Source organism: Streptomyces radiopugnans (assembly GCF_900110735.1).
Lineage (GTDB): Bacteria > Actinomycetota > Actinomycetes > Streptomycetales > Streptomycetaceae > Streptomyces > Streptomyces radiopugnans.
The window spans coordinates 197,039-219,932 of record NZ_FOET01000008.1 but is presented as its reverse complement, the minus strand read 5'-3'; the positions used below and the strand labels follow the sequence as shown (position 1 = coordinate 219,932).

The following is a 22,894-nucleotide window of genomic DNA, read 5'->3' as shown; positions in this document are numbered from 1 at the left end:
CGGCAAGGAGGCGAACAAGGGCGTCAACCCGGACGAGGTGGTGGCCATCGGCGCCTCGCTGCAGGCCGGTGTGCTCAAGGGCGAGGTCAAGGACGTCCTGCTGCTGGACGTCACCCCGCTGTCCCTGGGGATCGAGACCAAGGGCGGCATCATGACCAAGCTGATCGAGCGCAACACCACGATCCCGACCAAGCGCTCGGAGATCTTCACCACCGCCGAGGACAACCAGCCCAGCGTGCAGATCCAGGTGTACCAGGGCGAGCGGGAGATCGCCGCGTACAACAAGAAGCTGGGCATGTTCGAGCTGACCGGGCTGCCGCCGGCGCCGCGCGGGGTGCCGCAGATCGAGGTCACCTTCGACATCGACGCCAACGGCATCATGCACGTGTCCGCCAAGGACCTGGGCACCGGCAAGGAGCAGCGGATGACCGTCACCGGCGGTTCGGCGCTGCCCAAGGACGACATCGAGCGGATGATGCGGGAGGCCGAGCAGTACGCGGAGGAGGACCACCGCCGCCGTGAGGCGGCCGAGACCCGCAACCAGGCCGAGCAGCTGGTGTACACCACCGAGAAGTTCCTCAAGGACAACGAGGACAAGGTGCCCGGTGAGGTGAAGAGCGAGGTCGAGGCGTCGGTGGCGGAGCTGAAGGAGAAGCTCAAGGGCGAGTCCGCCGAGGGCGACAGCACCGCCGCCATCCGTGAGGCCTCCGAGAAGGTCGCGGCCACCAGCCAGAAGCTGGGCCAGGCCCTGTACGCCGACGCCCAGGGCCAGCAGGCCGCCGGCGGCGCCGGTGCCGCAGACGGTGCCGGTGCCGGTGCCAAGGCCGGCGGCGCGGAGGACGACGTGGTGGACGCCGAGATCGTCGACGAGGACCGCGACGACAAGGGCAAGGCCGCCTAGCCCCGCCCGCCGCGCGCCCGTGGCCGGGCGGACCGGAACCTGTCGGCCCGCCCGGACGGGCGCGGACGCCCGGGAACTCCTCGACGAGGTGGTCGCCTCCGTCGACCGGTTCTCGGACGACGCCGCCCCCAGCGAGGACGACAGCGCGGCGCTGGTCATAACCGCCCGTCGACCACCCGCTGACCGCCCTGCCGGCGGCCGTCCCCGGCGTGTCGCCGGGGCCGCGCACGGATGCCGGAAAACCTTTCCTCGCAGGGGAATTTGGCGGGGTGCGGCATCGGTTGCACGAGCCGTGCCGCGCCGCACCCGGGCGCGGCCCTCCGACGACCGAAGGCGGATCCCCATGACCGACAGCCCGTCCGCGCGCGCCCGGAACACACTCGGCCGCCCCTTCTCCCTGGGTGGCCTGACCCTCCGCAACCGCGTCGTGATGGCGCCGATGACCCGCCAGTTCTCGCCCGGCGGCGTACCGGGCCCGGACGTGGCCGAGTACTACGCCCGCCGGGCCGCCGCCGAGGTGGGCCTGATCGTCACCGAGGGCACCTACGTCGACCACCCGTCGGCCGGCACCAGCGACCGGGTGCCCCGCTTCCACGGCGAGGACGCGCTCGCGGGCTGGGAGAAGGTGGCCGACGCGGTTCACCGCGCGGGCGGGGCGGTCATGCCGCAGCTGTGGCACGTGGGCATGGTGCGCGCCGCCGGGGCGCCGCCGTTCCCCGACGCACCCAGAACGGGTCCCTCCGGCATCCCCCTGGAAGGCACCGAGACCGGCCGTGCGATGACACGCGCCGACATCGACGACGTGGTCGCCGCGTTCGCCGCCGGAGCCGCCGCGGCCGAGGCCCGCGGCTTCGACGGTGTCGAGATCCACGGCGCACACGGCTATCTGGTCGACCAGTTCCTGTGGTCGCACACCAACCGGCGCACCGACGCCTACGGCGGCGACCCGGCCTCCCGCGTCCGCTTCGCCGCGGAGATCGTGGCAGCCTGCCGCGAGGCCGTCTCCCCGCACTTCCCGATCAGCTTCCGCACCTCCCAGTGGAAGGCGGGCCACTACCAGGCCAGACTCGCCGAGACGCCCGATGAACTGGAGGCCGTCCTGACCCCGCTGGCCGAGGCGGGGGTGGATGTCTTCCACTGCTCCACGCGCCGCTACTGGCTGCCGGAGTTCGAGGGATCCGACCTCAACCTGGCGGGCTGGGCGAAGAAGCTGACCGGCCGCCCCACCATCACCGTCGGTTCGGTCGGTCTGGACAACGAGTTCTTCGCCGCGTTCCAGGGAGCGGACGGCGGCGTCACGGACATCGAAGCGCTGCTGGAGAGGCTGGAGCGCGACGAGTTCGACCTCGTTGCGGTCGGCCGGTCCCTGCTCGGCGACCCGGAGTGGGCGGCGAAGGTGCTGTCCGGCCGCTTCGGCGACCTGCGTCCCTTCGACGCGGCCGGGCTCGCCGTCCTCCACTGAGGCCCGCCGGGCGCGGGCCGGGCGGCGGCCGGGCGGGGGAGGGGGCTCACTCCTGCGGCGGCAGCGCGTAGCCGGGGACGGACGGCCAGCGGACCGTCAGCAGCGTCGAGTCCTCCTCGGCGACCCAGGAGTGGTCCACGCCCCGGCCCCACACCACGTAGTCGCCCCGCTCGGCCAGGACGACGCTGCGGCCGGGGAACTCGACGCGGAAACGGCCCTCGACCAGGATCTGGAAGGTGGTGCGCTCCTCGCCGCGCACCCACTGCCGCCGCCGCTCGCCGCGCGGGTGGACGCCCCACTTGATCTCCAGCGCCTCGCTGTGCCGGGGATCGCCCGCGTCCTTGAAGTGGCCCAGCAGCCAGCCCCGGTCCAGCGCCGCGTCCGGCCCGGCCTTGCCCGTGTACACGTTGTCGTCCATGTGCTCGGACGCTAACAGCCGTGCCGGGCGGACCGGTTCTCCGCCACTCTCCAGAAAAGTGTGCCAAGCAGCTCATAATACTTTGAAGATCCCTCGGCGGGCAGCGGCCGCGTCCCTCCCGCGCCGCGCGTCAGCGAGGAAGGGAGCGGGCGAGGCGGAAGCCCACGTCGTCGATCCGCAGGGACGGGTGACTGCGGCGGCGCACCGATGCCCGGCAGCTCCAGGGCTCGTCGAACCACCCGCCGCCGCGCAGTACCCGGTAGGCGCCGTAGACCTCGGGGTCGTAGCGGTCCCAGCACCACTCCCAGACGTTGCCGAGCATGTCGTACAGGCCCCAGTCGTTGGGCCGCCTGCCGCCCACGGCGCGGACGCGCCCGCCGGAGTTGCCGCGGTGCCAGGCGATCTCGTCGAGTGGGCCGTAGCGCGGACCGGCCGTGCCCGCGCGGCAGGCGTACTCCCACTCGGCCTCGGTCGGCAGCCGGTAACCGTCGGCGCGCTCGTCCCACTCGACGCCCGTGCCGTCCCCGTCGCCGTCCGGGGGGAGGCGGTAGGCGGGGGCCAGCCCCTCACGCAGGGACAGGGCGTTGCAGAACCGGACCGCGTCCAGCCATGAGACGCCCTCGACGGGCAGGCGGCCGCCGTGCGCGGCTTCGGGCGGCGAGCCGGTGACCTGCGCGTACCGGGCCCGGGTGACGGGAAGGGGTGCGATCCGGTAGGGCGCGAGGTCGACCGGCCAACTGCGCTGTGTGCGGCGGTCCGACAGCGTCACCCGCCCCGGCGGTACGGCGATCGGCGTGCCGTCCTCCGTGTCGGTGTCCATGGGCGGGCGAGCCTAGCAAGCCCTTGTCGGGGCCGGTGCCCCAGCGGATGCCGCGCGCGACGGTTTCGGCCGCCGCTCGCTGCGGAACCCAGGGTTCCGTGTACTGCGCGGGAGTTGACGGCATGTGGGAGGCGGCAATCCTGAACATGGACCACATTTAGTGTGGTTTGTGGTGATTGCGCCGGATCCGGTCGGGCACCCGATGTTGCGAAGGGACCTGCAAGACAACGAGTGAAGGGAGCAGTCATGGCTGCGTCCAGCAACTCCAACAACCCCGGTAACTTCGCCAACGACCGTGAGCGTGCGGCCGAGGCGGGCCGCCAGGGCGGTCACGAGAGCGGCGGTAACTTCGCCAACGACCGTGAGCGTGCGGCCGAGGCCGGTCGCAAGGGCGGTCACGAGAGCGGCGGCAACTTCGCCAACGACCCGCAGCGCGCCGCGGAGGCGGGCCGCCAGGGTGGCCACGAGAGCGGCGGCAACTTCGCCAACGACCGCGAGAAGGCCTCCGAGGCCGGCCGCAAGGGCGGCCAGAACAGCGGCGGCGGCCAGCGGTAACTCCCGCCTCGCTCGAACCGCGCCCGCGGGCGCGGACACCGCTCGGGCCCGGCCCTCCGGCAGACCGGAGGGCCGGGCCCGAGCGGTGTCCGCCGGAGCCTGCTGCCTCGTACGGGTGAAATGCGCTTACCGGGCCGCTCCGCTCCCGGCCGGGCCGTGCCGAGCCACAAGGATGGGGCGCGGAAGGGGGCCGGTTCCGGCCGGCCCGAGTTGAGCGCGCGAGGAGGCCCGATGGGCAAGGCATACGGCGTCGTTGCGGACATCCTGGTCGGCAAGTTCCAGTTCACCGAGGGCGAGCTGTCGCCCGGCGCCACGCTGGAGGAGATCGACCTGGACTCCCTGGGGCGGGTCGAGTTCGCCCTGACCCTGCGGGAGAGCACCGGCGTGCCGTTCGGCGACGACCAGATCACCCTGGACACGACGCTGGGGGAGATCGCCGACGCGGTCGAGGCCGCGTGGGGCGCGGGTACGGCGGTGGCTCCGCGGTGACCCGCGCGGACATCGCGGTGACCGGCCTGGGTGCGGTCACCCCGGCCGGGGCCGGGGTGGAGGAGACCTGGCGCCGGGTCTGCGCCGCCGCTCCCACGGCGTCCCGCGACGCCGAACTGGCCGGTCTACCGGTCGACTTCAGCTGCCGCGCCCCCGAGGTGGAGGTCGCCGACCGGGCGCGGCGGCGGCAGTTGTGGCGTCAGGACCGGTTCACGCGGATCGCGCTGGCGGCGGCCGACGAGGCGCTGCGGGACGCGCGGCTGGACCCGTCCGCCTGGGACGGGGTCCGGGTGGGCACGGCCGTCGGGTGCAGCCTGGGCGGCGCCGGCACCTGGGAGGCGGAGTTCGCCCGGATGCGGCGGGAGGGGGCCGAGGCGGTGTCGCCGGTGGTCATCCCGAGGCTGCTGCCGAACATGGCGGCCGGGGAGGTCGCGCTCGCCCTGGGGGCGCGCGGGCCGAGCCTGGCGGTCTCCACGGCCTGCGCCTCGGGGGCCAGTGCGCTGGCGGTGGCGCGCGACTGGCTGGCCGCCGGTCTGTGCGACGTCGTTCTGGCGGGCGGTACGGAGGCCGCGGTCACGCCCCTGGTGGTGTCCGGGTTCCAGCGGGCCGGGGCGCTGTCCGCCCGCACCGGTGATCCGGCGGCGGCGTCGCGGCCGTTCGCGGCGGACAGCGACGGGTTCGTCATGGCCGAGGCCGCCGCCGTCCTGGTGCTGGAGCGGGCGGCGGACGCGCGGGCGCGCGGTGTGCGCCCACGCGCCCTGCTGGCCGGCTGCGGCACCAGCACCGACGCGCTCCACCCCACCGCGCCGCACCCCGAGGGCCGGTTCGCGGAACTGGCGGTGACCGCGGCGCTGGCGGACGCGGACCTGGGGCCGGGGGACGTCGACCACGTCAACGCGCACGCCACCTCCACCCCGCTGGGCGACGCGGCGGAGGCGAGCATGATCGCCAGGGTCTTCGGACACGGTCCGAGCGTTACGTCGGCCAAGGGGGTCCTGGGGCACTCGCTGGGCGCCGCGGGCGCGGTGGAGGCGGTGCTCACGGTCCTGAGCATCGAACGGTCCGCCGTGCCGCCGACGGCCAACACCGACGCGCCGGCGCCGGAGTTCGACATCGATCTGGTGACCAAGGCGGTGCGCGAGCAGCGCGTCGGCGCGGCCGTCAGCAACTCCTTCGGGTTCGGCGGCCACAACGTGTCCGTGGTGCTCCGGGCGGTCTGAGGCCTCTCGGCCGCGCTCCTCGCTCCGGCTTCCGTCACGGGCCCGCGTCCGCCGCCTGGCGCGGGCCCGGCGTCAGCGCGCCGCCGCCCCGCCCGCCGCCGTACCCTCCGGCGCGGTGCCGAAGACGTGGTCCCAGTAGGGGCAGCTCACCCCGAAGCCGCGGCTGTCGTCCTGGAAGTGGTGCCGCAGGTGGTGCCTGCGCAGACGGCGTCCGAGCGCGGTGGGCGGGCCGGGGCGGTGCAGGAGGAAGTGCAGTTCGTCGTAGAGGACGTATCCGGCGGTGAACCCGGCGGCGACGGCGTTGGCCGCGCCGCCGTCCAGGACCAGGTGGAGGGCGGCGAAGGGGATGCCGGTCAGCACCAGGCTGGCCAGGGGCGGCATGACCAGGCGGCGCGGGTCGTCGGGGTGGTCGTGGTGGACGCCGTGCACCAGCCAGTGCAGCCGTCTGCCGCGCGCGCTGCGGGGGGTCAGGTGGAAGAGGGCCCGGTGCACCCAGTACTCCGTCAGCGTCCACAGCACGTAGCCGAGCAGGGCGTGCCCGGCCAGGGCCGCCCAGCCCAGGCGGGGTGCGGCCAGGACGGCGAGCAGGACGGCCAGGGGGCCGTACAGGGCGGCGGGCACGGCCGGGTGGACGCGGGTGAGGCGGTCCAGGAACGGGGAGCGGAACAGGGGCGGGGAGGCCCGCAGGTGTTCGGCTCGGCGGCTGCGGGGCCGGGTGGTGCGGGGCTGGGTGGTGCGGAGCCGGGGTGTCAACGCTGGTTCCTCTCGGGGGCGGATGCCGGTGCGGGGGTGGTGCCGGGCCGGCCGGGCCGGTCGGGCCAGGCGCCGGGCACGGTGCGCAGGGCGTCGGCGAGGCCCGCGGGCCAGAAGACTTCGGGGGTGAAGCCGAGTTCGCGGGCGGCCCGCTCGTGGCCGCAGATCCAGGCGGGGCGGGCCAGTTCGCGGACCTTGTCGCGGCAGAGCACCGACGGCCGCCCCCGTACCCGCGCGGCCGTCTCGGCGCCCCAGGCGGCGGCGTACGCCACCGGGCGGGGGAGGGGGACGGTGGTGGGCGGGCGGTGGCCGGTCAGCTTCGCCACGGCCGCCGCGAGGTCCTGCCAGCGGTGCCCGGTGCCGTCGCCGGCGTGGTAGATCCCGCGGGAGGAGGGGCGGGGGCCGACGGTGGAGCCGCGGTCGGCCGCGGCGAGCAGGACGCGGCACAGGTCGTCGACGTGGATCAGCGAGCAGCGGCGCGGGCCGAAGCCGCACACGGGCAGCACGCCGCCGCGCACCGTGGCGAGCAGTGCGGGCAGGAAGTCGGCGTCGCCGGGGCCGTAGACGATCGGCGGGCGGACGACGGTGCCGGGCACGGCGGCGGACACGGCGCGCAGTTCCTCCTCGCCGGCGAGCTTGCTGCGGCCGTACGCCGACACCGGTGCGGGCGGGTCGTCCTCGCGGCGCGGCCGGCCGGGCGGGGAGGGCCCGGCGGCGGCCAGGGAGGAGCAGTGGACCAGGCGGGGCGGGCGCGGCAGGGCGGCCAGGGCCCGGCACAGGCGGCGGGTGCCGCCGGCGTTGACGGAGGCGTAACCGCCGCAGCCGCTCCCCGGTGCGGCCCGGACGGCGCCGGCCAGGTGGATCACGCGGTCGGCGCCCCAGGCGGCGGCCCGGCTCAGGCCGCGGCCGTCCGCGAGGTCGCCGCCCAGCGGCTCCACCGCCGCCGGGAGCCGGGCCCGGGCCGGGTCCCGTACCAGTGCGGCGACGGTGTGGCCCTCCTCCAGCAGCCGGCGCACCAGACGGGTGCCGACGAAGCCGGTGGCGCCGGTGACCAGGTATCTCACCGGCGGGCTCCGGGGACGTGCGGGGCGGCCGGCGCGGGGACGGCCGCGGGGGCCGGGCGCGGGGCGAGATCGCGCCGGTAGAGGCGGTGCCTGCGGTGGAGGACGCCGCCGAAGGCCTCGGCGTAGCGGTTGGCGTCGCGGTTGTCCTCCAGGAGCCAGGAGAACTCGCTCTCGGTGTACCCCAGGCGGAAGGCCGCCCGCTGGGCCTCGGCGAGCAGCGCGGCGGTCAGCCCGCGGGCGCGGTGGGCGGCCCTGACACCGGTGAGGATCACCCGGGCCCGGTCGATGCGGCGGGCGGCCCGGGCCGTGCGCAACCGTCCCAGGAGCATGTCGCGGGCGGCGCGCAGTGCCTGGTTGGCGTCGGGCAGCCAGAAGGTGAAGGCGACCGGTTCGCCGCGCACCTCGGCGAACCACACCAGTTCCGGCCGTACCAGCGGCCGCAGCCGCTCCATCGCGTGGGAGAACTCGCGGCCGGTCATGGGGACGGAGGCGTAGTTGCCGGACCAGGCGTCGGTGTAGATGTCGCGGACGGCGGCCAGGTCGGCCTCCCGGCGGCGGGGGTCCAGCGGCCGCAGCCGTACGTCCGGCGCGTCCGCGGCCCACCGGGCCGCGCGGGCGGCGGCCTCGGGCGGCTCGCCGCCGGGCGGCACCGGGACGCGCCAGGACAGCAGGTCCTTGGCCTTGGCCAGACCGCAGGCGGCGTACAGGGCCGGGTAGTAGGCGGGGTTGTACGGCATCATCACGGTGGGCGGGCCGTCGAAGCCCTCGACGAGGACCCCGCACTCGTCGTGGACGGAGAAGCCCAGCGGGCCGAGCATCGTCTCCAGTCCGCGCTCGCGCAGCCAGGCGGCGGCCGCGTCGAAGAGGGCGGCCGCCGCGCGGGGGTCGTCGGCGCACTCGAAGAGGCCGAACAGGCCGCCGCGCGCGTCGTGGAGAGCCTGGTAGCGGGAGTCGACCGCGGCGGCGATCCGTCCGACCGCCTTCCGGCCCCGGCGGGCGAGGAACAGCTCGGCCGTGCCGACCTCGAAGAACGGGTTGCGCCGCCGGTCGATCAGGGCCCGCTGGTCGCTCCCGGCGGACGGCACCCGGTACGGGTCGCCGCGGTGCAGGGCGCCGGGGAGGGCGGCGAAGGCGGCGGTGTCCGCACGGCCGCGCACCGGGCGGACGGTGAGGGGCGCGGAGGAGACGGGAGGGGCGCTCGCGGTGGGCGCGGGGCGCGCAGGGCGCGCGGGGGAGGTGCTCACGCCACCACCGCCTCGGGCCGCCCCGGGACGCCCGGCGCCGGCAGGAGCGGGCCCAGCCCGCGCCGTACCCTGGCGAAGGCGTCCAGTACGCGGCTGATGTGGTCGTCGGTGTGGATCGCCTGGGGGGTCACCCGGATCAGCGCCCGGTTGCGGGCCACGGCCGGCGCCACCACGGCGTTGGTGAACACCCCGGCGTCCAGCAGCTCCTGCCACACCCGCAGGCACAGCCGCGAGTCGCCCACGTACACCGGCACCACCGGGGTGGTGGAGTCGCCGGTGTCCCAGCCGAGCGACCGCAGCCCCGCGAGCAGCCGCCGGGCGTGGCCGAACACCCGCCGCCGGCGCTCCGGTTCGGACTCGATGATGCGAAGCGAGGCCAGGGCGGCGGCCGCCGAGGCCGGCGGCATCGCGGCCGAGAAGAGGACGGAGCGGGCGCTGTGGCGCAGGTGCTCGACGACGGAGGCGGGGCCGACCAGCATTCCGCCGACGGAGCCGAAGCACTTCGACAGCGTCCCGGTGACCAGATCCACCTCGCCGATCAGCCCGAAGTGCTCGCTCACGCCGCGTCCGCGGGCGCCCAGCAGGCCGATGTCGTGGGCGCCGTCCACCACCAGCCGGGCGCCGTGGCGCCGGGCCAGTTCCACGATGCCCGGCAGCGGGCACAGGTCGCCCTCCATGGAGAACATGCCGTCGGTGACGATCAGCCTGCCGCGGCCGGGCTCGGAGGCGGCCAGCAGACGGCCGAGATGCCCGAGGTCGCGGTGGCGGTAGCGGTGGTGGGCGGCGCCGCCCAGCCGTACGGCGTCCACCAGCGAGGCGTGGTTGGACATGTCGGCGAAGACGGCGTCGCGTTCGTCCAGCAGGGCGGCGAGCGCGAGGTTGGCCTGGAAGCCGGTGGTGGTCACCAGCGCGGCCTCGCCGCCGACGAACGCGGCCAGCCGGCCCTCCAGTTCCTCGTGGAGCGCGAGCGTGCCGTTGAGCACGCGCGAGCCCGAGCAGGAGACGCCGTACCGGCGCAGCGCGCGGGCGGCGGCCTCGGTCACCCGGGGGTCGGCCGACAGCCCCAGGTAGTCGTTGCACCCGGCCATGACCACCGTGCGGCCGTCGAGTTCGACCTCCGCGCCCCGGGCCGTGAGGGGGCGGTAGTAGGGCCGGGAGGCGCTCTGCGCCACCAGGCGGTGGAGAGCCGACCGTTCTTTGCCGAAGACATCCGCCATGCTGTTCCCCGAGAAGGTTGCGTCGGTTATCCGACAGGTTTTCGTGTTCTTGTGCGACCGGCGTCCGCGATTCCACGGGGAAACGGCCCCGAATTCCCTCCGATGGATCCGCGGACCGGGGCCGGTGCGGCGGCGGGCGGCTTCCGCGGGGCGCTCCCGGCCGCGCGTTCGCCGGTCCGATCGCTGAGCCGTCCGGGGCCGGAGGGGCGTCGGTCCTTTTCTCGCCGGGCGTTCCGCCAGAATACTGACACAGGATCAGAAAAGGCGCGGACAGGTGACTCGTGCGTTTTCCGGGCGAGCCGTCGAAGATCTGCGCGAGTTCTCGATGAGTGAGCGAGAAGGCGTATGGAGAGAAGCATCGCCCTGTCACCGGTGGAGGAAGTCCACTGCGGTGCGCGCGGAGTTCCCGAAACGGTCGGGATGGCGGCGCTGTTCACCGGCCGGCCGCCGGGGGCGGACGCGCTGCGCGCCCGGGTCGGGGAGCGATGGGGCGGGTTTCCCCGGCTGCGGCGGGTGCTGTTGGACCCGGCGCCGCCGGCCCGGCTGCGCGGGCACCGCTGGCTGCCGCTCGACCGTTTCGACACCCGCCGCCACGTCCACGCCGTCCACGCCGCCGACGGCGGTGACGGCGGTGACCGCGCGGCGTTCACCGCGCTGCTCGGCCGGCTCGTCGCCCGCCCCCTGCCCGTCGGACTGCCGCCCTGGCGGCTGACGCTGGTGGCGGGCGCGGACCGGGGGCGGTTCGCCGTCGTGCTGACCGCCCACCACGCCCTGCTGGACGGCCGGTCCCTGGAGATCCTGCTCAGCTCCCTGTTCGACGGCACCCCCGGGCGCGGCGGCCGGAGCGGCACCGGCGTGCGGGCGGTGGAGGCGCTCAGCGCCGCCCACCCGGACCGTGTCCGACCCGGCCTGCCCCGCCCCTCCGCGGCGCTCGGCCCGGGACGGGCCCTGCCGCTGCCCCGAGGCCGCCGCCCGGAGCCGGACCTGGCCTGGACGGAGGTGGACGCGGACGCGGTACGGGCCGCCCGCCGCGCCCTGCCGGGCCTGGGCGCCACCCTCAACGAGGTGCTGCTGGCCGCGGCCGCGGGCGCCCTGCGCACCGTCCACGGGGACCCGGAGCGCTGGCCCGGCGCACCGCGCCCGCTGTACGGGGCCTTCCCGGTGGACCTGCGCACGCCGCGGGAGGACCGGATGCTCGGCACCGCCGTCTCGGCGGTGCGGGTACCGCTTCCCGTGACGGCCGCGGACCCCGGGGAGCGGCTGGCGGCCTGCCGGGGCGCGCTGGCCGCCTTCGGCCCGGTCCACGGCGGCGCGGACACCGTCCGCCGCGCGGTCGGCGCCGCCGCACGGCTGGGCCCCTGGGCGGTGCGCCTGCTGGCCGCGCTGAGCTGCTCGCCGGGCTTCTGCCCCGTGACCTGCCTGGCCTTCGGCTGGCCGCGCGGCCCGTGGTCCCTGGACGGACGGCCGCTGGAGCGGATCGTCCCCCTGCCGCCCGTACTGGCCCCCGGCAGCGTCTGCCTGGCCCTGACCGACCACGCGGGCGCGTACACCCTCACCGCGGTCACCCACACCCTCCCCGGCCTCGCCCGGCCGCTGGCCGACGCACTCGCCCGCGAACTGACCGGCCTCGCCCGGCCGCCGGAGCCGGAGCCGGAGCCGGAGCCGGAGCCCGTGCCCGGCGCGCCGAAGCGCTGACGGCCCCGCTCCGGGCCGAATGTTCCGCGCCGGGCGGGTTCGCCGGCGCGATCCGTGGAACGCGGAACGGGCCGCCGAGATGATGTCCGCCGACCGATGAGGAGGGGTGGCCGATGAGGTACGACGAGTTCCTCGCCCGGGTCCGCGAGCTGGGGGAGTACAGGGACCGGCAGGAGGCCGAGGAGGTGACCACGGCCGTGCTGGAGGTGCTCGCCTCCCGGATCACCCCGGGGGAGACCGAGGACCTGGCCGCCCAGCTGCCCGGCCCGCTGGGCGACTTCCTGATGGAGAGCAGCCCGGAACGGCCCGAGACGTACGGCGTGGAGGAGTTCTGCCGGCGGGTGGGCGAGCGGACCGGGTCGCGGCCCAGGACCGCGGAGTGGGACGCCAGCGCCGTGCTGTCCACCACCGCCGGGGCGATCTCCGGGGGAGAGCTCAACCAGGTCCTGAGCCAGCTCCCCTCCGGCTACGCCGCGCTGTTCGGCAAGCCGGAGCTGAGCGACTGAGCCCGCGGCCGAGCCGCGGCCGGGCGACCCGGGCCGCCGGGCGCCGGGTCCCGGGCTTTCCGCCCGGGCCGCGGCGGCGGGAGGTGAGAGGCGGCGGAGTCGCGGTGCGACGGCGCGCGGCGCGTACCGCGCCACCTCCCGGCGCACACAACAACCTCATTCGCTCTGCGTAATCACTTGTAACGCTGAGCTATCACAGTCACCGTGGGGGCGTGACGAACGAATCCGCGACCGCCCCCGTCCGCTCCGACCGCCCCGCCGGGCCCGTACGGCACCTGCCGTGCCCCGGTGTGCGCCCCGCCGTGCCCGGCCCGGCGCGGGCCGTGCTCCGCCCGGGCCGGTGGGACGGGCGCGTGCGCGCCTACCGGGCCGACGTCACCGCCGAGGGGCCGGTGGGCGGCGTCCCCGTCGCCGTGCTGCTGGGCAGGTACACCGGTCCCAGCGGCGGCCTCGCGCTGCGGTGGCTGCGCGGTCAGGCCCGCCGGATCGCCGACGGGCTCGACCCCGACCCGGTGACGGCCCGCTGGGCGGCGGAGGGCACGCTCGGCCGCGTGCCGGACCGGCCCGGGCGCAGCGCCGACGTGCCCGCGGAACTGCGGCGGTGGTGCGCGGACGAGGAGCGGCAGCGGGCTGCGGCCGAACGGCTCGCCCAGGGGCTGTCGTTCCGGCTCACCGCCGCCGACCACACCGGAAGCTACGCACTGCGGGTGTGGCCCGTCGGCGTGGTCGTCCCTCGCTCGGGCACGTCGCCGCTCACCTATGTGCGCTGGCCCCACCAGCTCCCGCCCTGGTCGCCCGAGCCCCGTCCCGCCGCGGCCTCCCCGCACCGGGGGGCGGGCTCGCACCCCCTGTCCCGGTGACCGGGGCGGGCCCGGCGTCCGCCGCCCGGACCGAGTGGCGGGCCGGTCAGAGCCCGAACTCGTGGAGCGGCAGGTCGAGCAGGTGGCAGACCTCGCGGACCACCACCAATTCGGCGGCGTCGAAGTAGCCGTCGGCCGCGCCGACGGCTATGCCGATCCGGACGACGGCGCGTGCCTCGGCGGGTCTGCGCGCGGCTTTGGCGACCTCCCGCAGGGCCTCGGCCCGGTTGAGGTCGAAGTCCGTGGTGAGCCGGTCCAGCCAGCCCTCGAAGCGGCCGCGCAGTTCGCCGGCGGGGAAGACCCTGAGCACCTGGTCGTGTTCGATCAGCTGGGCGACGCGACGGCGTTCGGCCGGGTCGATCGTCCCGTCGGCAGCGGCGACGAGCGCGCACATCGCCATGCTCGCGTCGCGGAACGCGCCGCCTCTGAGTTCGTTCCTCTTCGCCGCCAGCCGCCCCCGCACCGTCCGGGCGGACTCCGCGAGGCGGTTCCACAGGGCCATGAACACTCCGGGTGTCGGGAGGATCTCGGGCCGTGCCGACGCGGCCCGGACGGAAATCGTAAGGGCCCGGCCCCACCCCGTCGTCCCCGCTTCCAATGGTTCTACAAAATTGTAGAATCGTGGGAACGCCCCGGTGCCGCGGGGGTCCGGAGGGGGCGGAGTGCGCCCCCGCGCTCCGGGGTCGCCCGGGGCGCGAGGCCGGGACCGGAGCCGGGGCAGGGTTCCGGCCGCGACGGTGGCGCTTTGCCAATCCTTTACACTTCATCGGGAGGCCTCGGCCCGACCCGAGGTACCCGGCCCCCGACCGATCCAGAAGGAGCAGCGCACCCACCATGGGCGAACCCCCCAGTACCAGCCGTGCCACCCGCGGCCGCTCCGCGACGAGTCCGGGAGCGGGGGTGGCACGGTGACCGAGGTCCTGCTCCTGCTGGCCGCCTTGGCCCTCGTCCTGGCCTGCGCGGTCTTCGTGGCCGCCGAGTTCTCCCTGACCACCGTCGAGCGGGGCGAGCTGGAACGCGCCGCCCGCCAGGGGGAGCGCGGCGCCGGGAGCGCGCTCAAGGCCGTCCGCCAGCTCACCCTCCAGCTCTCCGGCGCCCAGCTCGGCATCACCGTCACCTCGCTGGTCATCGGCATGCTCGCCGAACCGTCCCTGGCCGCGCTGCTGCGCGGACCACTGCGCGACGTCGGGCTGGGCCCGGCCGCCTCCTCGGTGGCCACCGTGCTGGGCGTGGCCGTCTCCACGGTGGTGCTGATGGTGGTCGGTGAACTGGTGCCCAAGAACTGGGCGATTTCCAGCCCGCTGGCCGTCGCCCGCGTCGTCGCCGGACCGCAGCGCGGCTTCACCGCCGTCTTCGGGCCCTTCATCCGCCATCTGAACGGCACCGCCAACCGCTTCGTGCGCCGCTTCGGCCTGGAGCCCACCGAGGAGCTGGCCTCCGCGCGCAGCCCGGACGAACTGGTCTCCCTGGCCCGCCGCTCCGCCAAGGAGGGCGCGATAGAGGAGGACTCCGCCGAACTGTTCGTACGCACCCTCCACCTGAGCGAGCTGAGCGCGGAGAACGTGATGACCCCGCGGGTGGACGTACGCGCCCTGGACGCGCACGCCACCGCCGCCGACGCCGAGAACCTCACCCTGGCCACCGGTCTGTCGGTCTTCCCCGTCTACCGCGGCACCCTGGACGAGGTGATCGGCACCGTCCACATCCGCGACGTCCTGGCCCTTCCGGCCGACCGGCGCTCCCTCACCCCCGTCACCGAACTGCTCGGCGAGCCGCTGCTGGTGCCCGAGACCCTCCCGGTGGACCGGCTGCTGGAGCGCCTGCGCGCCCGCCGCACCATCGCGGTCGTCATCGACGAGTACGGCGGCACCGCGGGAGTCGCCTCCGTGGAGGACATCGTCGAGGAGGTCGTCGGCGAGGTCCGCGACGAGCACGACCCGCTGGAGGAACCCGACCTGCGCCCCGCCGCCCCCGCGCCCGACGGAAGGGCGCGCTGGGAGGCCGACGGCGGCGCCCGCCTGGACGTGCTGGCCGCGATCGGACTGGCCGCGCCCGAAGGCCCCTACGAGACCGCCGCCGGCCTGATCGCCGCCCGCCTGGAGCGCATCCCCGTACCCGGCGACACCGTCGAGGTCGGCGACTGGGAGCTGTGCGTCCTCGACGTCGAGCACCATCGCGCCGACCGCATACGGATCACCGCACCCGCGGGGGCCGCCTCCGCCGGAGCGGCCGTCCGCACCCACCGGGAGGACGCCCGATGACCGCCCTGCAACTGACCATCGGCGCCCTGATGATCCTGGTCAACGCCTTCTTCGTCGGCGCCGAGTTCGCCCTGATCTCGGTGCGCCGCAGCCAGATCGAGCCGCACGCCGAGAAGGGCGTCAGGCGGGCCCGCACCACGCTGTGGGGCCTGGAGCACCTGTCGGCGATGATGGCCACCGCCCAGCTGGGCATCACCGCCTCCTCCCTGGTGCTGGGCGCGGTCGCCGAACCGGCGATCGCCCACCTGCTGGAGCCGCCCTTCGAGACCGTCGGCGTCCCCGACGCCCTGGTCCACCCGATCGCCTTCGTCATCGCGCTGGCCCTGGCGACCTATCTGCACATGCTCATCGGCGAGATGGTGCCCAAGAACATCGCCCTGGCCGCCCCCGTGCCCACCTCCCTGCTGCTGGGGCCGCCGCTGGTCGCCCTCACCCGCGCCCTGCGGCCGGTGATCTTCGGTATCAACGCCTTCGCCAACGCCCTGCTGCGCCTGCTCAGGGTCGAGCCGAGGGGCGAGGTCGCCTCGATCTTCACCGACGCCGAACTCGCCCGCATGGCGCGGGAGGCGAGCGAGGCCGGGCTGATCGAGCCGGGCGGTCACGAGCGGCTGCGCGAGGCGCTGGAGCTGGGCAGCCGCCCGGCGGCCGAGGTGCTGGTGCCCCTGGCCGAGATGCACACCGTCGGCCACACCGTCACCCCCGACGAACTGGAGCGCACCGCCACCACGGTCGGCTTCTCCCGGCTGCCGGTCACCGGCCCCGGCGGCACCGTGCTGGGCTACCTGCACGTCAAGGACGCCATCGGCGTCGTGCACCGCGACCGGCCCTTCCCGCCCGAGGCCCTGCGCACCGTCGTACGCCTGGAGGCCGGCACCCCGCTGGACGACGTCCTCACCACCATGCGTGCCGCAGGCACCCACCTGGCCGCCGTCACCGGCGACCGCGGCGAGCTGCTGGGCTTCGTCACCATGGAGGACGTCCTGGAGAAGCTGGTCGGCCCGGCCCCGGCCGCGCACTGAGCGGCCGTTCCGGGCGCACCGTCCCGAGCCGGTTCTGGGCCGGCCCGTACCGGCCACCGTCAGCCGTCCTCCTCCTCCCACGGCCCCCCGGTCTTCGCCAGGTGGATCACCGCGTGGCCGTAACCGGGCCAGTCGGTGGGGCAGGGCGGCCCGACATGGACCTGGACGGTGATGTCGGAGCGGTCGTCGGGCCCGCCCATCAGCAGGAGCTCCAGTTCGGAGGCGATGTCGCACAGGTCCTCGGCCACCTCGGGCGTCTCCCTGGCCACCGCCGCGTGGATGACCACCTCGCCGGGGCGCGGTTCCACCGACAACCCCAGGACGTCCCCGCCGACACGGCCCAGCGCGGCCTGGCAGGTGCGCAGCAGTAACTGGTCGCGGCGGAGCAGCGCCCGCACCTCGTCGGGCGGCAGACCGGGCGCGTAGTACAACTCGGCGGGGTGGCGCATGCGCGTACGGTAGGGGCTCGCCGCGCGCTCCGCCACGGGAACGCCCTCATCCGTATCGCACCGTCACCGAGCCCGCGCCCGGCTACCGGATCCGCGCCCGGCTGTCCGAACCGGCGCCCGGCTACCGGATCCGCGCCCGGCACAGGGCGGCCAGCTCCCGGGCCAGCGGCCCGCTCCCCGCCACCAGTACCGGGGCCCCGAAGGCGTACGGCCGCCCGTCCCCGTCCAGCACCGTCCATCCGCGGCGGCGCAGCAGTGCCGCCCCGGCGGCCACGTCCCAGGGCTTGGCGCCGACGCACACGCAGGCGTCCAGCCAGCCCTCGGCCACACCGATCAGGTCCAGGCTCATGCAGCCCTGCATCCGCACCCGGTACGCCCGCTCCAGCAGGGCGGCCAGCAGTCTCCCGGACGGGGAGTCGCCCCCTCCCGCCCCCGTGACGCCGACCACCGCCCGGGACAGCTCCCGGGCGCCGGACGGCTCCGGGACGTCCCGGCCCGCCGTGTCGGTGTCCGGGGCCGTGTCCGTGTCGGTGTCCGTACTCCAACGGCGGTCCAGGGCCGGGGCGTGGACCACGCCCAGCGCGGGCTCGCCACCGTCCACCAGCCCCAGGGAGACGGCGTGCAGCGGGGCGCCGCGCGTGAAGTTCATCGTGCCATCGATCGGATCCAGCAGCCAGCAGCGAGGCGGCACCGAACCCCCCTCCTCCCGGTCCGTCTCCTCGCCGACGACCGGGATGCCGGGCGCGTGCTCCCGCAGCACACGCGTGATGCGCCGCTCCACCTCGGCATCGGCGGCCGTGACCTCCTCGCCCGAGGCCTTGAACCGTCGCCGCGACCACTCGTCCCCCGCCTCCGCGAGCCACCGGACCCCGGCGTCGACGGCCGCTTCGGCGACGCCGAGCAGACGGGCGAGCGGCTCACGGTCGGATCCCACAACAGGTTCGGTGCGCATTCCCCCAGTGTTTCCGCGGACTCGTCTCCCATCCGCGGCGGGCGGGCCGTATGAGCGAGGGAGGCCCGGCGCGTGGTTCTGCGTGCGCACGCCGACCCCATCGAGGCGTGATTGATGAAGCGCGCTTCCAAGTTAGTTGTGAACTCAGTTTCCGTGCCATATGGTTGTTCGCGGAGCGCGCGCCCATAGTCCGTCGGTCGACCCGGCCCGGTGGGGCGTGCCGGGGTCCACCCCGGCCGAGCGCCATGCCTCTGAGGTCCGGAGGCAGCAGCATGAGAAGAGGGGGGTCTGATGGCCCAGCACAATCCCGGTCCCCAGCACCAGCAGTGGGGCCCCGGCCGGCCGCAGCAGCCGATGCCGCCGGCGCCGCCGAAGAAGTCCGGCGCGGGGAAGATCATCGGCTTCGGCTGCCTCGGCGTCGTCGCCTTCTTCGTCGTGATCGGCGTCATCGGTGCGGCTCTCGGCGCGGGCGGTGACGAGAACGCGGCGAAGCCTCCCGCGTCGTCGGCCCCGAAGGAGCCCGGTGGCGAGGAGGGGAAGGGGAAGGGCGAGGAGAAGCCGCGGGAGGAGCCCGAGGAGGAGGCTCCCGCGCCGATCCGGATCACGGCGGAGACCACCGACTTCCGGCCCACCATCCTCACCAACGGTGAGGAGCACACCTCCGTGCTGGTCACGGTCGTCAACAACAGCGCGGAGAAGGTCGACGTCAACCCGCTGTACTTCGACGTCACGGCCGCGGACGGCTCCAAGTACGACGTCGAACTCGCCGCGGACGAGCGCCAGATCGACACGGTCGAACTGGCCAAGGGCGAGAAGGTCACCGGCACCGTCACGGTCAAGGGGAAGATCGAACCGAAGACGGTCACCTTCACCAACGGTCTCTTCGGCGACTCGGTCAGGGCGGACGTCGGATAGCGGCCGAGCCGCGCCACGAGCGCGGAGCCGGGACCGGAACCGGGCCCGGTCCCGGTCCCGGGCGGTGACGGACAAGTGGTGCGAGAACCGGCGGTGGACACGCTGGTGTGGTGCCCCGGGGGGCGCTCGACCGGGGGCCCGCCCGGGAGGACGGCGCTGACCGGCCGTCCGCCCGGCGCCGGGCGGACGGCTGCGGTGGACAGCGCGTACAGCGCCGCCCGCGGATGCGTACACCACCCGCCTGGACGTGCGTGATCACTTGTCCCTCCCGGTGGCGGGAGCCACGGTGGAGGGCGTGATCGACGTTCTCGGATCCTGCACCCGCACCGGCCACCCCACCGGGGCCGCGGGGAACTTCTCATGGCGCGGCGCGCGCCTGGTCGTACGCGACTCCGCACGGACGGCGGGCCGTTCGGGCCTCCGAGGCCGCCCCGGAGGCGGGGGAGGCGCCCGGCTCCCGGCCTACCGGGCCGAGGCCGTCGCCGTGGGGGCGGTGAACGGCGGCGCGGTCGCCGTGCAACTCGGCGCCTGCGAGGCGGCCGACCACCACCGGGCGCTGGACTGGCTGCGGGGGCAGGCCCGCCGGATCGCCGACGGGCTCGACCCCGATCCGCGAACGGCCCGCTGGGCGCCGGGCGGTGCGTTCGTCCTCCTGCGGGGCTGTCCCGCCGGGGCCGCCGACGCGCCCGAGCGGCTGCGCCGGTGGCACGAGGACGAGGGGCGGCAGCGGGCCGCGGCCGAACTGCTGGCGCGGGGAGAGCCGTTCCACCTCGCCGTCGCCGACCACACCGGCACGTACGTGCTGAGCGCCAGGCCCGTCGGCACCGCCGCCCCGTAGACCTGCCGCACCGCCGGTCTGCCGCACCGCCGGTCCGGCACCGGGCGCGTCCCCCCGGTCGTGCGCGAACCGGTGGCCGCCGCGGACGGTCCGCGGCGGGCCGGCCGCCGAGCCGCTGGGGGGCCGGGGCCCGGCTGGTAGACCTGGGGGCGTGAACGACGGACAGGTGCACGGAAGCGGCGGGACCGGCGGGAACGCCGGAGACGGCCGGGGGGAGGCGCACCACCCGGCGCCGTACGGGCGGCCCGGAGGCAGAGTGGGTGAACTCCAGCGCAGGCTGGCCGAGTTCGCAGCCGCGCGGCGGTGGGAGCCCTACCACACGCCGAAGAACCTGGCGATGGCGCTGGGCGTGGAGGCCGCCGAACTGGCCGAGATCTTCCAGTGGATGACGCCCGAGGAGTCGGCACGGGTGATGGACGACCCGGGTGCGGCGGGGCGGGTCGCGGACGAGGTCGCCGATGTCCTCGCCTATCTGCTGCAGTTCTGCGAGGTGCTGGGGATCGACGCACTGGCCGCGCTGGAAGCGAAGATCGAGCGGAACGAACGCCGCTTTCCCGTTGCGGAGAGTGACGGGCGGGCCGATGGCGGAGCCGGTGAGACGGACGGCCCCGGCGGCGAGCAGGGGAAGGCCAATCGTCACTCTTCGGAGTGAAGGCGTTCTCCACAGTGTCGAGTTTTTCCACAGTTTTCCCGAACCCCCTAGCCAAACGCGACTGCGGGTATCACGCTGGGTAGCGAATTATCGCGGAGGGAAAAGGTGGATGGATGCGGTACCACTCATTGAGATCACGCGGCGAGCGCTCGCACACAGTGAGGAAGCGGCTGACGTCGTTACCGAGGCGTGGCAGGCGCAGGCGCTCGCGGAGGCGGTAGGAGTCCACCTGGCCATGACGGGCCCGCCCGAGGTGCGGGCCCAGGCCGGTGGACTGCGCGAGGCGAGCGGACGCGCCTGCGGTTCGCTGCGCGGCCCCGGGCAGCGGTCCGACGGGGCGCGTGCCGCTCACCTGACGGAGATGAGCGACCCCCTGTCGGCCCTGCACGAACTGGGCGATCTGCTGGGCGAGGCCGGGGGCGCCCTGGTGCGGGTGGCGGTCGACGCGGAGGAGGAAGGGCTCTACTGGAGGTGCATCGAGGGCATCGACGCCGCCGACGAGTGCGGTGACAGGGTGACGGCGATCCTCAGACGGCTCGCCCTCAGACCCCGGCCGTTCCGCCGGGCCCCGCCGGCAGGGCCCGGCGGAACGGCCGGGGCCCGGCCCGTGGGCGGGGATGCCGCGCCGGTGTGCGAGGACGGCCTGCCGGTACGGGAGGGCGCGTAGCGAAGGTGCAGGATGGAGGACATGGATCTGCGCATCTTCACCGAACCCCAGCAGGGCGCCTCCTACGACACCCTCCTCGCGGTCGCCAAGGCCACCGAGGACCTGGGCTTCGACGCCTTCTTCCGCTCCGACCACTACCTGAAGATGGGCGATGCCGACGGGCTGCCCGGCCCGACGGACGCCTGGATCACCCTGGCCGGCCTCGCCCGCGAGACCAGGCGCATCCGGCTGGGCACCCTGATGACCGCGGCCACCTTCCGGCTGCCGGGCGTCCTGGCCATCCAGGTGGCACAGGTCGACGCCATGTCGGGCGGACGCGTCGAACTCGGCCTGGGCGCCGGGTGGTTCGAGGCCGAGCACACCGCGTACGGCATCCCGTTCCCCAGGGAGAAGTTCTCCCGGCTGGAGGAGCAGCTGGAGATCGTCACCGGGCTGTGGGCCACCGAGCCGGGCAAGACGTTCACCTACGACGGCGCCCACTACAAGCTCACCGACTCGCCCGCGCTGCCCAAGCCCGCACAGGCCAAGGTCCCCGTGCTCATCGGAGGCATGGGAGCCAAGCGCACCCCGGCTCTGGCCGCGCGCTTCGCCGACGAGTTCAACGTCCCCTTCGTCTCCGTCGAGGACAGCGAGCGGCAGTTCGGCCGGGTGCGGGCCGCCGCCGAGGAGCACGGCCGCGCCGCGGGCGATCTGATCTACTCCAACGCCCTGGTCGCCTGCGTGGGCCGGGACGACGCCGAGGTGGCGCGGCGCGCGGCGGCCATCGGCCGCGAGGTGGCGGAGCTGAAGGAGAACGGACTGGCCGGCTCCCCGGCCGAGGTGGTCGACAAGATCGGCCGCTACGCCGAGGCGGGCTCCTCCCGGATCTACCTCCAGATCCTGGACCTGCACGACCTGGACCACCTGGAGCTGATCTCCTCCCAGGTGCAGAGCCAACTGGGGTGAGCCCGGCATGAGCACACCGCCCGCGCCGCCGCCCGTGCCGGGGCTTCCGCTCGCGGACGCCCTGGCACGCGGTCCCCTCGTCCTCGACGGCGGGCTGTCCAACCAGCTCCAGGCACAGGGCTGCGACCTGTCCGACGAGCTGTGGTCGGCCCGGCTGCTCGCCGACGACCCCGCCCAGGTCCGGGCGGCCCACACCGCCTACGTACGGGCGGGGGCGCGGGTGCTCATCACCGGCAGCTACCAGGCCTCCCACCCCGGCTTCGCCCGGCGCGGGCTGGGCCGGGCGGAGACCGACGCCCTGCTGCGCCGCAGCATGTCCCTGGCCCGCGCCGCCGCGGACAAGGCCGGGGAGCCGGTGTGGGTGGCCGCCTCGGTCGGCCCGTACGGCGCGGTGCTCGCCGACGGCAGCGAGTACCGCGGCCGGTACGGGCTGACGGTCGCCGAGCTGGAGCGCTTCCACCGGCCCCGCGTCCAGGCGCTGGCGGCGGCCGCCCCGGACGTCCTGGCACTGGAGACGGTGCCCGACGCCGACGAGGCCGAGGCCCTGCTGCGCGCCGCGGCCGGCTGCGGGGTGCCGGTGTGGCTGTCGTACACCGTCGCCGGCCGGCGCACCCGCGCCGGCCAGCCGCTGGCGGACGCCTTCGCCGTCGCCGCGGGGAACGACCAGGTGATCGCGGTCGGCGTCAACTGCTGCGATCCGCGCGACGCCGCGCCCGCCGTACGCCTGGCGGCGCGGGCCACGGGAAAGCCGGTGGTCGTCTATCCCAACAGCGGCGAGGGCTGGGACGCGGCGCGCGGCGCCTGGACGGGCGAGGCCGCCTTCGACCCGGCCGCCGCCCGCGCATGGGTACGCGACGGCGCCCGGCTGGTCGGCGGCTGCTGCCGGGTGGGCCCGGCGGAGATCGCCGCCCTGGCGGCGGAACTCGGGACGGGGCCGGGGCGGGAGACCGAACCGGGAAAGGAGCGGGGAGCGGAGCCGGAAGGGTAGCCGG

The 22,894-nt window shown here is 75.3% G+C and carries 25 protein-coding genes; 16 read left to right on the top strand and 9 right to left on the bottom strand.

Going from position 1 to position 22,894, the window contains the following annotated elements; translation table 11 throughout:
- Together BMY40_RS16745 and BMY40_RS16740 are read left to right on the top strand one after the other, a co-directional pair.
- A partial coding sequence (locus BMY40_RS16745; protein WP_177214035.1) for an Hsp70 family protein occupies positions 1-901 on the top strand: 901 nt, incomplete at its 5' end.
- Positions 902-1,244: 343 nt separating this feature from the next.
- Positions 1,245-2,363, top strand: a complete 1,119-nt coding sequence (locus BMY40_RS16740; RefSeq protein WP_177214034.1) for an NADH:flavin oxidoreductase — start codon at positions 1,245-1,247, stop codon at positions 2,361-2,363.
- A 46-nt stretch (positions 2,364-2,409) separates the two neighbouring features.
- Here the strand turns inward: BMY40_RS16740 and BMY40_RS16735 are convergent, their stop codons facing one another.
- Both BMY40_RS16735 and BMY40_RS16730 read right to left on the bottom strand, forming a co-directional pair.
- On the bottom strand, positions 2,410-2,781 hold the full coding sequence (locus tag BMY40_RS16735) for a cupin domain-containing protein (RefSeq protein ID WP_093660312.1): 372 nt from the start codon (positions 2,779-2,781) through the stop codon (positions 2,410-2,412).
- Positions 2,782-2,911: 130 nt separating this feature from the next.
- Positions 2,912-3,601 carry a formylglycine-generating enzyme family protein gene (locus tag BMY40_RS16730; RefSeq protein ID WP_093660310.1) on the bottom strand — a complete coding sequence of 230 codons (690 nt, stop codon included), beginning with the start codon at positions 3,599-3,601 and terminating at the stop codon, positions 2,912-2,914.
- Positions 3,602-3,847: 246 nt separating this feature from the next.
- On the opposite strand from BMY40_RS16730, the gene BMY40_RS29070 reads away from it, so the two are divergent.
- The 3 genes from BMY40_RS29070 (at position 3,848) to BMY40_RS16715 (ending at position 5,865) form a co-directional block, all read left to right on the top strand.
- Positions 3,848-4,156, top strand: a complete 309-nt coding sequence (locus BMY40_RS29070) for a con-10 family general stress protein (RefSeq protein WP_093660308.1) — start codon at positions 3,848-3,850, stop codon at positions 4,154-4,156.
- Between the two features lie 231 nt (positions 4,157-4,387).
- Entirely contained in the window at positions 4,388-4,645 is a 258-nt protein-coding gene (locus BMY40_RS16720; protein WP_177214033.1) for an acyl carrier protein, read from the top strand.
- Complete coding sequence (locus BMY40_RS16715) at positions 4,642-5,865, top strand: beta-ketoacyl-[acyl-carrier-protein] synthase family protein (protein WP_093660360.1); 1,224 nt, start codon at positions 4,642-4,644, stop codon at positions 5,863-5,865. The genes BMY40_RS16720 and BMY40_RS16715 overlap by 4 nt, the downstream gene beginning before the upstream one ends.
- 72 nt (positions 5,866-5,937) lie before the next feature.
- Here BMY40_RS16715 and BMY40_RS16710 read toward each other — a convergent pair whose 3' ends face one another.
- From BMY40_RS16710 to BMY40_RS16695, 4 genes are read right to left on the bottom strand one after another with little or no spacing between them, the layout of a single operon-like run.
- Complete coding sequence (locus BMY40_RS16710) at positions 5,938-6,618, bottom strand: sterol desaturase family protein (RefSeq protein ID WP_093660304.1); 681 nt, start codon at positions 6,616-6,618, stop codon at positions 5,938-5,940.
- Positions 6,615-7,682: an NAD-dependent epimerase/dehydratase family protein gene (locus BMY40_RS16705; protein ID WP_093660302.1), complete on the bottom strand. Its 1,068-nt coding sequence runs from the start codon at positions 7,680-7,682 to the stop codon at positions 6,615-6,617. The genes BMY40_RS16710 and BMY40_RS16705 overlap by 4 nt, the downstream gene beginning before the upstream one ends.
- Positions 7,679-8,926: a GNAT family N-acetyltransferase gene (locus BMY40_RS16700; protein ID WP_093660300.1), complete on the bottom strand. Its 1,248-nt coding sequence runs from the start codon at positions 8,924-8,926 to the stop codon at positions 7,679-7,681. Before BMY40_RS16700 ends, BMY40_RS16705 begins: the two co-directional genes overlap by 4 nt.
- Positions 8,923-10,143 (bottom strand): aminotransferase class I/II-fold pyridoxal phosphate-dependent enzyme, encoded by a 1,221-nt coding sequence (locus BMY40_RS16695; protein ID WP_093660298.1) that lies wholly within the window; start codon positions 10,141-10,143, stop codon positions 8,923-8,925. The genes BMY40_RS16700 and BMY40_RS16695 overlap by 4 nt, the downstream gene beginning before the upstream one ends.
- Positions 10,144-10,488: 345 nt before the next feature.
- On the opposite strand from BMY40_RS16695, the gene BMY40_RS16690 reads away from it, so the two are divergent.
- The 3 genes from BMY40_RS16690 to BMY40_RS16680 all read left to right on the top strand — a co-directional run bounded on the left by BMY40_RS16690 (position 10,489) and on the right by BMY40_RS16680 (position 13,204).
- Positions 10,489-11,838 carry a wax ester/triacylglycerol synthase domain-containing protein gene (locus BMY40_RS16690; protein ID WP_093660296.1) on the top strand — a complete coding sequence of 450 codons (1,350 nt, stop codon included), beginning with the start codon at positions 10,489-10,491 and terminating at the stop codon, positions 11,836-11,838.
- A 113-nt stretch (positions 11,839-11,951) separates the two neighbouring features.
- Positions 11,952-12,344, top strand: coding sequence for a DUF2267 domain-containing protein (locus BMY40_RS16685; RefSeq protein WP_093660294.1), 393 nt, complete (start codon positions 11,952-11,954; stop codon positions 12,342-12,344).
- 212 nt (positions 12,345-12,556) lie between these two features.
- Positions 12,557-13,204 carry a hypothetical protein gene (locus tag BMY40_RS16680; RefSeq protein WP_093660292.1) on the top strand — a complete coding sequence of 216 codons (648 nt, stop codon included), beginning with the start codon at positions 12,557-12,559 and terminating at the stop codon, positions 13,202-13,204.
- A 46-nt stretch (positions 13,205-13,250) separates the two neighbouring features.
- On the opposite strand, the gene BMY40_RS16675 is transcribed toward BMY40_RS16680, so the two are convergent.
- Positions 13,251-13,706, bottom strand: coding sequence for a tellurite resistance TerB family protein (locus BMY40_RS16675; protein WP_093660290.1), 456 nt, complete (start codon positions 13,704-13,706; stop codon positions 13,251-13,253).
- A gap of 406 nt (positions 13,707-14,112) precedes the next feature.
- On the opposite strand from BMY40_RS16675, the gene BMY40_RS16670 reads away from it, so the two are divergent.
- Positions 14,113-15,465: a hemolysin family protein gene (locus BMY40_RS16670; protein WP_093660288.1), complete on the top strand. Its 1,353-nt coding sequence runs from the start codon at positions 14,113-14,115 to the stop codon at positions 15,463-15,465.
- Positions 15,462-16,484: a hemolysin family protein gene (locus tag BMY40_RS16665; RefSeq protein WP_093660286.1), complete on the top strand. Its 1,023-nt coding sequence runs from the start codon at positions 15,462-15,464 to the stop codon at positions 16,482-16,484. Before BMY40_RS16670 ends, BMY40_RS16665 begins: the two co-directional genes overlap by 4 nt.
- Before the next feature lie 59 nt (positions 16,485-16,543).
- Here the strand turns inward: BMY40_RS16665 and BMY40_RS16660 are convergent, their stop codons facing one another.
- Both BMY40_RS16660 and BMY40_RS16655 read right to left on the bottom strand, forming a co-directional pair.
- The gene (locus BMY40_RS16660) at positions 16,544-16,933 is read right to left on the bottom strand and encodes a hypothetical protein (RefSeq protein ID WP_143071783.1); all 390 of its coding nucleotides are present in this window, start codon (positions 16,931-16,933) and stop codon (positions 16,544-16,546) included.
- A 121-nt stretch (positions 16,934-17,054) separates the two neighbouring features.
- A complete protein-coding gene (locus BMY40_RS16655; RefSeq protein ID WP_093660282.1) occupies positions 17,055-17,885 on the bottom strand; it encodes an inositol monophosphatase family protein in 831 nt (276 codons plus the stop codon).
- A 291-nt stretch (positions 17,886-18,176) separates the two neighbouring features.
- Here BMY40_RS16655 and BMY40_RS16650 point away from each other — a divergent pair, with 291 nt between their 5' ends.
- From BMY40_RS16650 to mmuM, 6 genes are all read left to right on the top strand, one after another.
- Positions 18,177-18,800, top strand: coding sequence for a DUF4352 domain-containing protein (locus BMY40_RS16650; RefSeq protein ID WP_093660280.1), 624 nt, complete (start codon positions 18,177-18,179; stop codon positions 18,798-18,800).
- Positions 18,801-19,095: 295 nt separating this feature from the next.
- Positions 19,096-19,638, top strand: a complete 543-nt coding sequence (locus BMY40_RS16645) for a hypothetical protein (protein ID WP_143071782.1) — start codon at positions 19,096-19,098, stop codon at positions 19,636-19,638.
- 256 nt (positions 19,639-19,894) lie between these two features.
- Positions 19,895-20,290, top strand: coding sequence for a nucleotide pyrophosphohydrolase (locus tag BMY40_RS16640; RefSeq protein ID WP_093660276.1), 396 nt, complete (start codon positions 19,895-19,897; stop codon positions 20,288-20,290).
- On the top strand, positions 20,220-20,957 hold the full coding sequence (locus BMY40_RS16635; RefSeq protein WP_342745077.1) for a DUF6099 family protein: 738 nt from the start codon (positions 20,220-20,222) through the stop codon (positions 20,955-20,957). The genes BMY40_RS16640 and BMY40_RS16635 overlap by 71 nt, the downstream gene beginning before the upstream one ends.
- 21 nt (positions 20,958-20,978) lie before the next feature.
- Positions 20,979-21,902 (top strand): LLM class F420-dependent oxidoreductase, encoded by a 924-nt coding sequence (locus BMY40_RS16630; RefSeq protein WP_093660358.1) that lies wholly within the window; start codon positions 20,979-20,981, stop codon positions 21,900-21,902.
- Positions 21,903-21,909: 7 nt separating this feature from the next.
- Positions 21,910-22,890 (top strand): homocysteine S-methyltransferase, encoded by a 981-nt coding sequence (gene mmuM, locus BMY40_RS16625; protein ID WP_093660272.1) that lies wholly within the window; start codon positions 21,910-21,912, stop codon positions 22,888-22,890.
- The last annotated feature ends 4 nt before the right edge of the window (positions 22,891-22,894 follow it).

Bases quoted from the DNA above. Each gene is read 5' to 3' on its own strand.
- BMY40_RS16740 (WP_177214034.1), top strand. From the start codon at position 1,245: ATGACCGACAGCCCGTCCGCGCGCGCCCGGAACACACTCGGCCGCCCC.
- BMY40_RS16735 (WP_093660312.1), bottom strand. From the start codon at position 2,781: ATGGACGACAACGTGTACACGGGCAAGGCCGGGCCGGACGCGGCGCTG.
- BMY40_RS16730 (WP_093660310.1), bottom strand. From the start codon at position 3,601: ATGGACACCGACACGGAGGACGGCACGCCGATCGCCGTACCGCCGGGG.
- BMY40_RS29070 (WP_093660308.1), top strand. From the start codon at position 3,848: ATGGCTGCGTCCAGCAACTCCAACAACCCCGGTAACTTCGCCAACGAC.
- BMY40_RS16720 (WP_177214033.1), top strand. From the start codon at position 4,388: ATGGGCAAGGCATACGGCGTCGTTGCGGACATCCTGGTCGGCAAGTTC.
- BMY40_RS16695 (WP_093660298.1), bottom strand. From the start codon at position 10,143: ATGGCGGATGTCTTCGGCAAAGAACGGTCGGCTCTCCACCGCCTGGTG.
- BMY40_RS16690 (WP_093660296.1), top strand. From the start codon at position 10,489: ATGGAGAGAAGCATCGCCCTGTCACCGGTGGAGGAAGTCCACTGCGGT.
- BMY40_RS16685 (WP_093660294.1), top strand. From the start codon at position 11,952: ATGAGGTACGACGAGTTCCTCGCCCGGGTCCGCGAGCTGGGGGAGTAC.
- BMY40_RS16675 (WP_093660290.1), bottom strand. From the start codon at position 13,706: ATGGCCCTGTGGAACCGCCTCGCGGAGTCCGCCCGGACGGTGCGGGGG.
- BMY40_RS16665 (WP_093660286.1), top strand. From the start codon at position 15,462: ATGACCGCCCTGCAACTGACCATCGGCGCCCTGATGATCCTGGTCAAC.
- BMY40_RS16660 (WP_143071783.1), bottom strand. From the start codon at position 16,933: ATGCGCCACCCCGCCGAGTTGTACTACGCGCCCGGTCTGCCGCCCGAC.
- BMY40_RS16655 (WP_093660282.1), bottom strand. From the start codon at position 17,885: ATGCGCACCGAACCTGTTGTGGGATCCGACCGTGAGCCGCTCGCCCGT.
- BMY40_RS16650 (WP_093660280.1), top strand. From the start codon at position 18,177: ATGGCCCAGCACAATCCCGGTCCCCAGCACCAGCAGTGGGGCCCCGGC.
- BMY40_RS16635 (WP_342745077.1), top strand. From the start codon at position 20,220: ATGGCGGAGCCGGTGAGACGGACGGCCCCGGCGGCGAGCAGGGGAAGG.
- BMY40_RS16630 (WP_093660358.1), top strand. From the start codon at position 20,979: ATGGATCTGCGCATCTTCACCGAACCCCAGCAGGGCGCCTCCTACGAC.
- mmuM (WP_093660272.1), top strand. From the start codon at position 21,910: ATGAGCACACCGCCCGCGCCGCCGCCCGTGCCGGGGCTTCCGCTCGCG.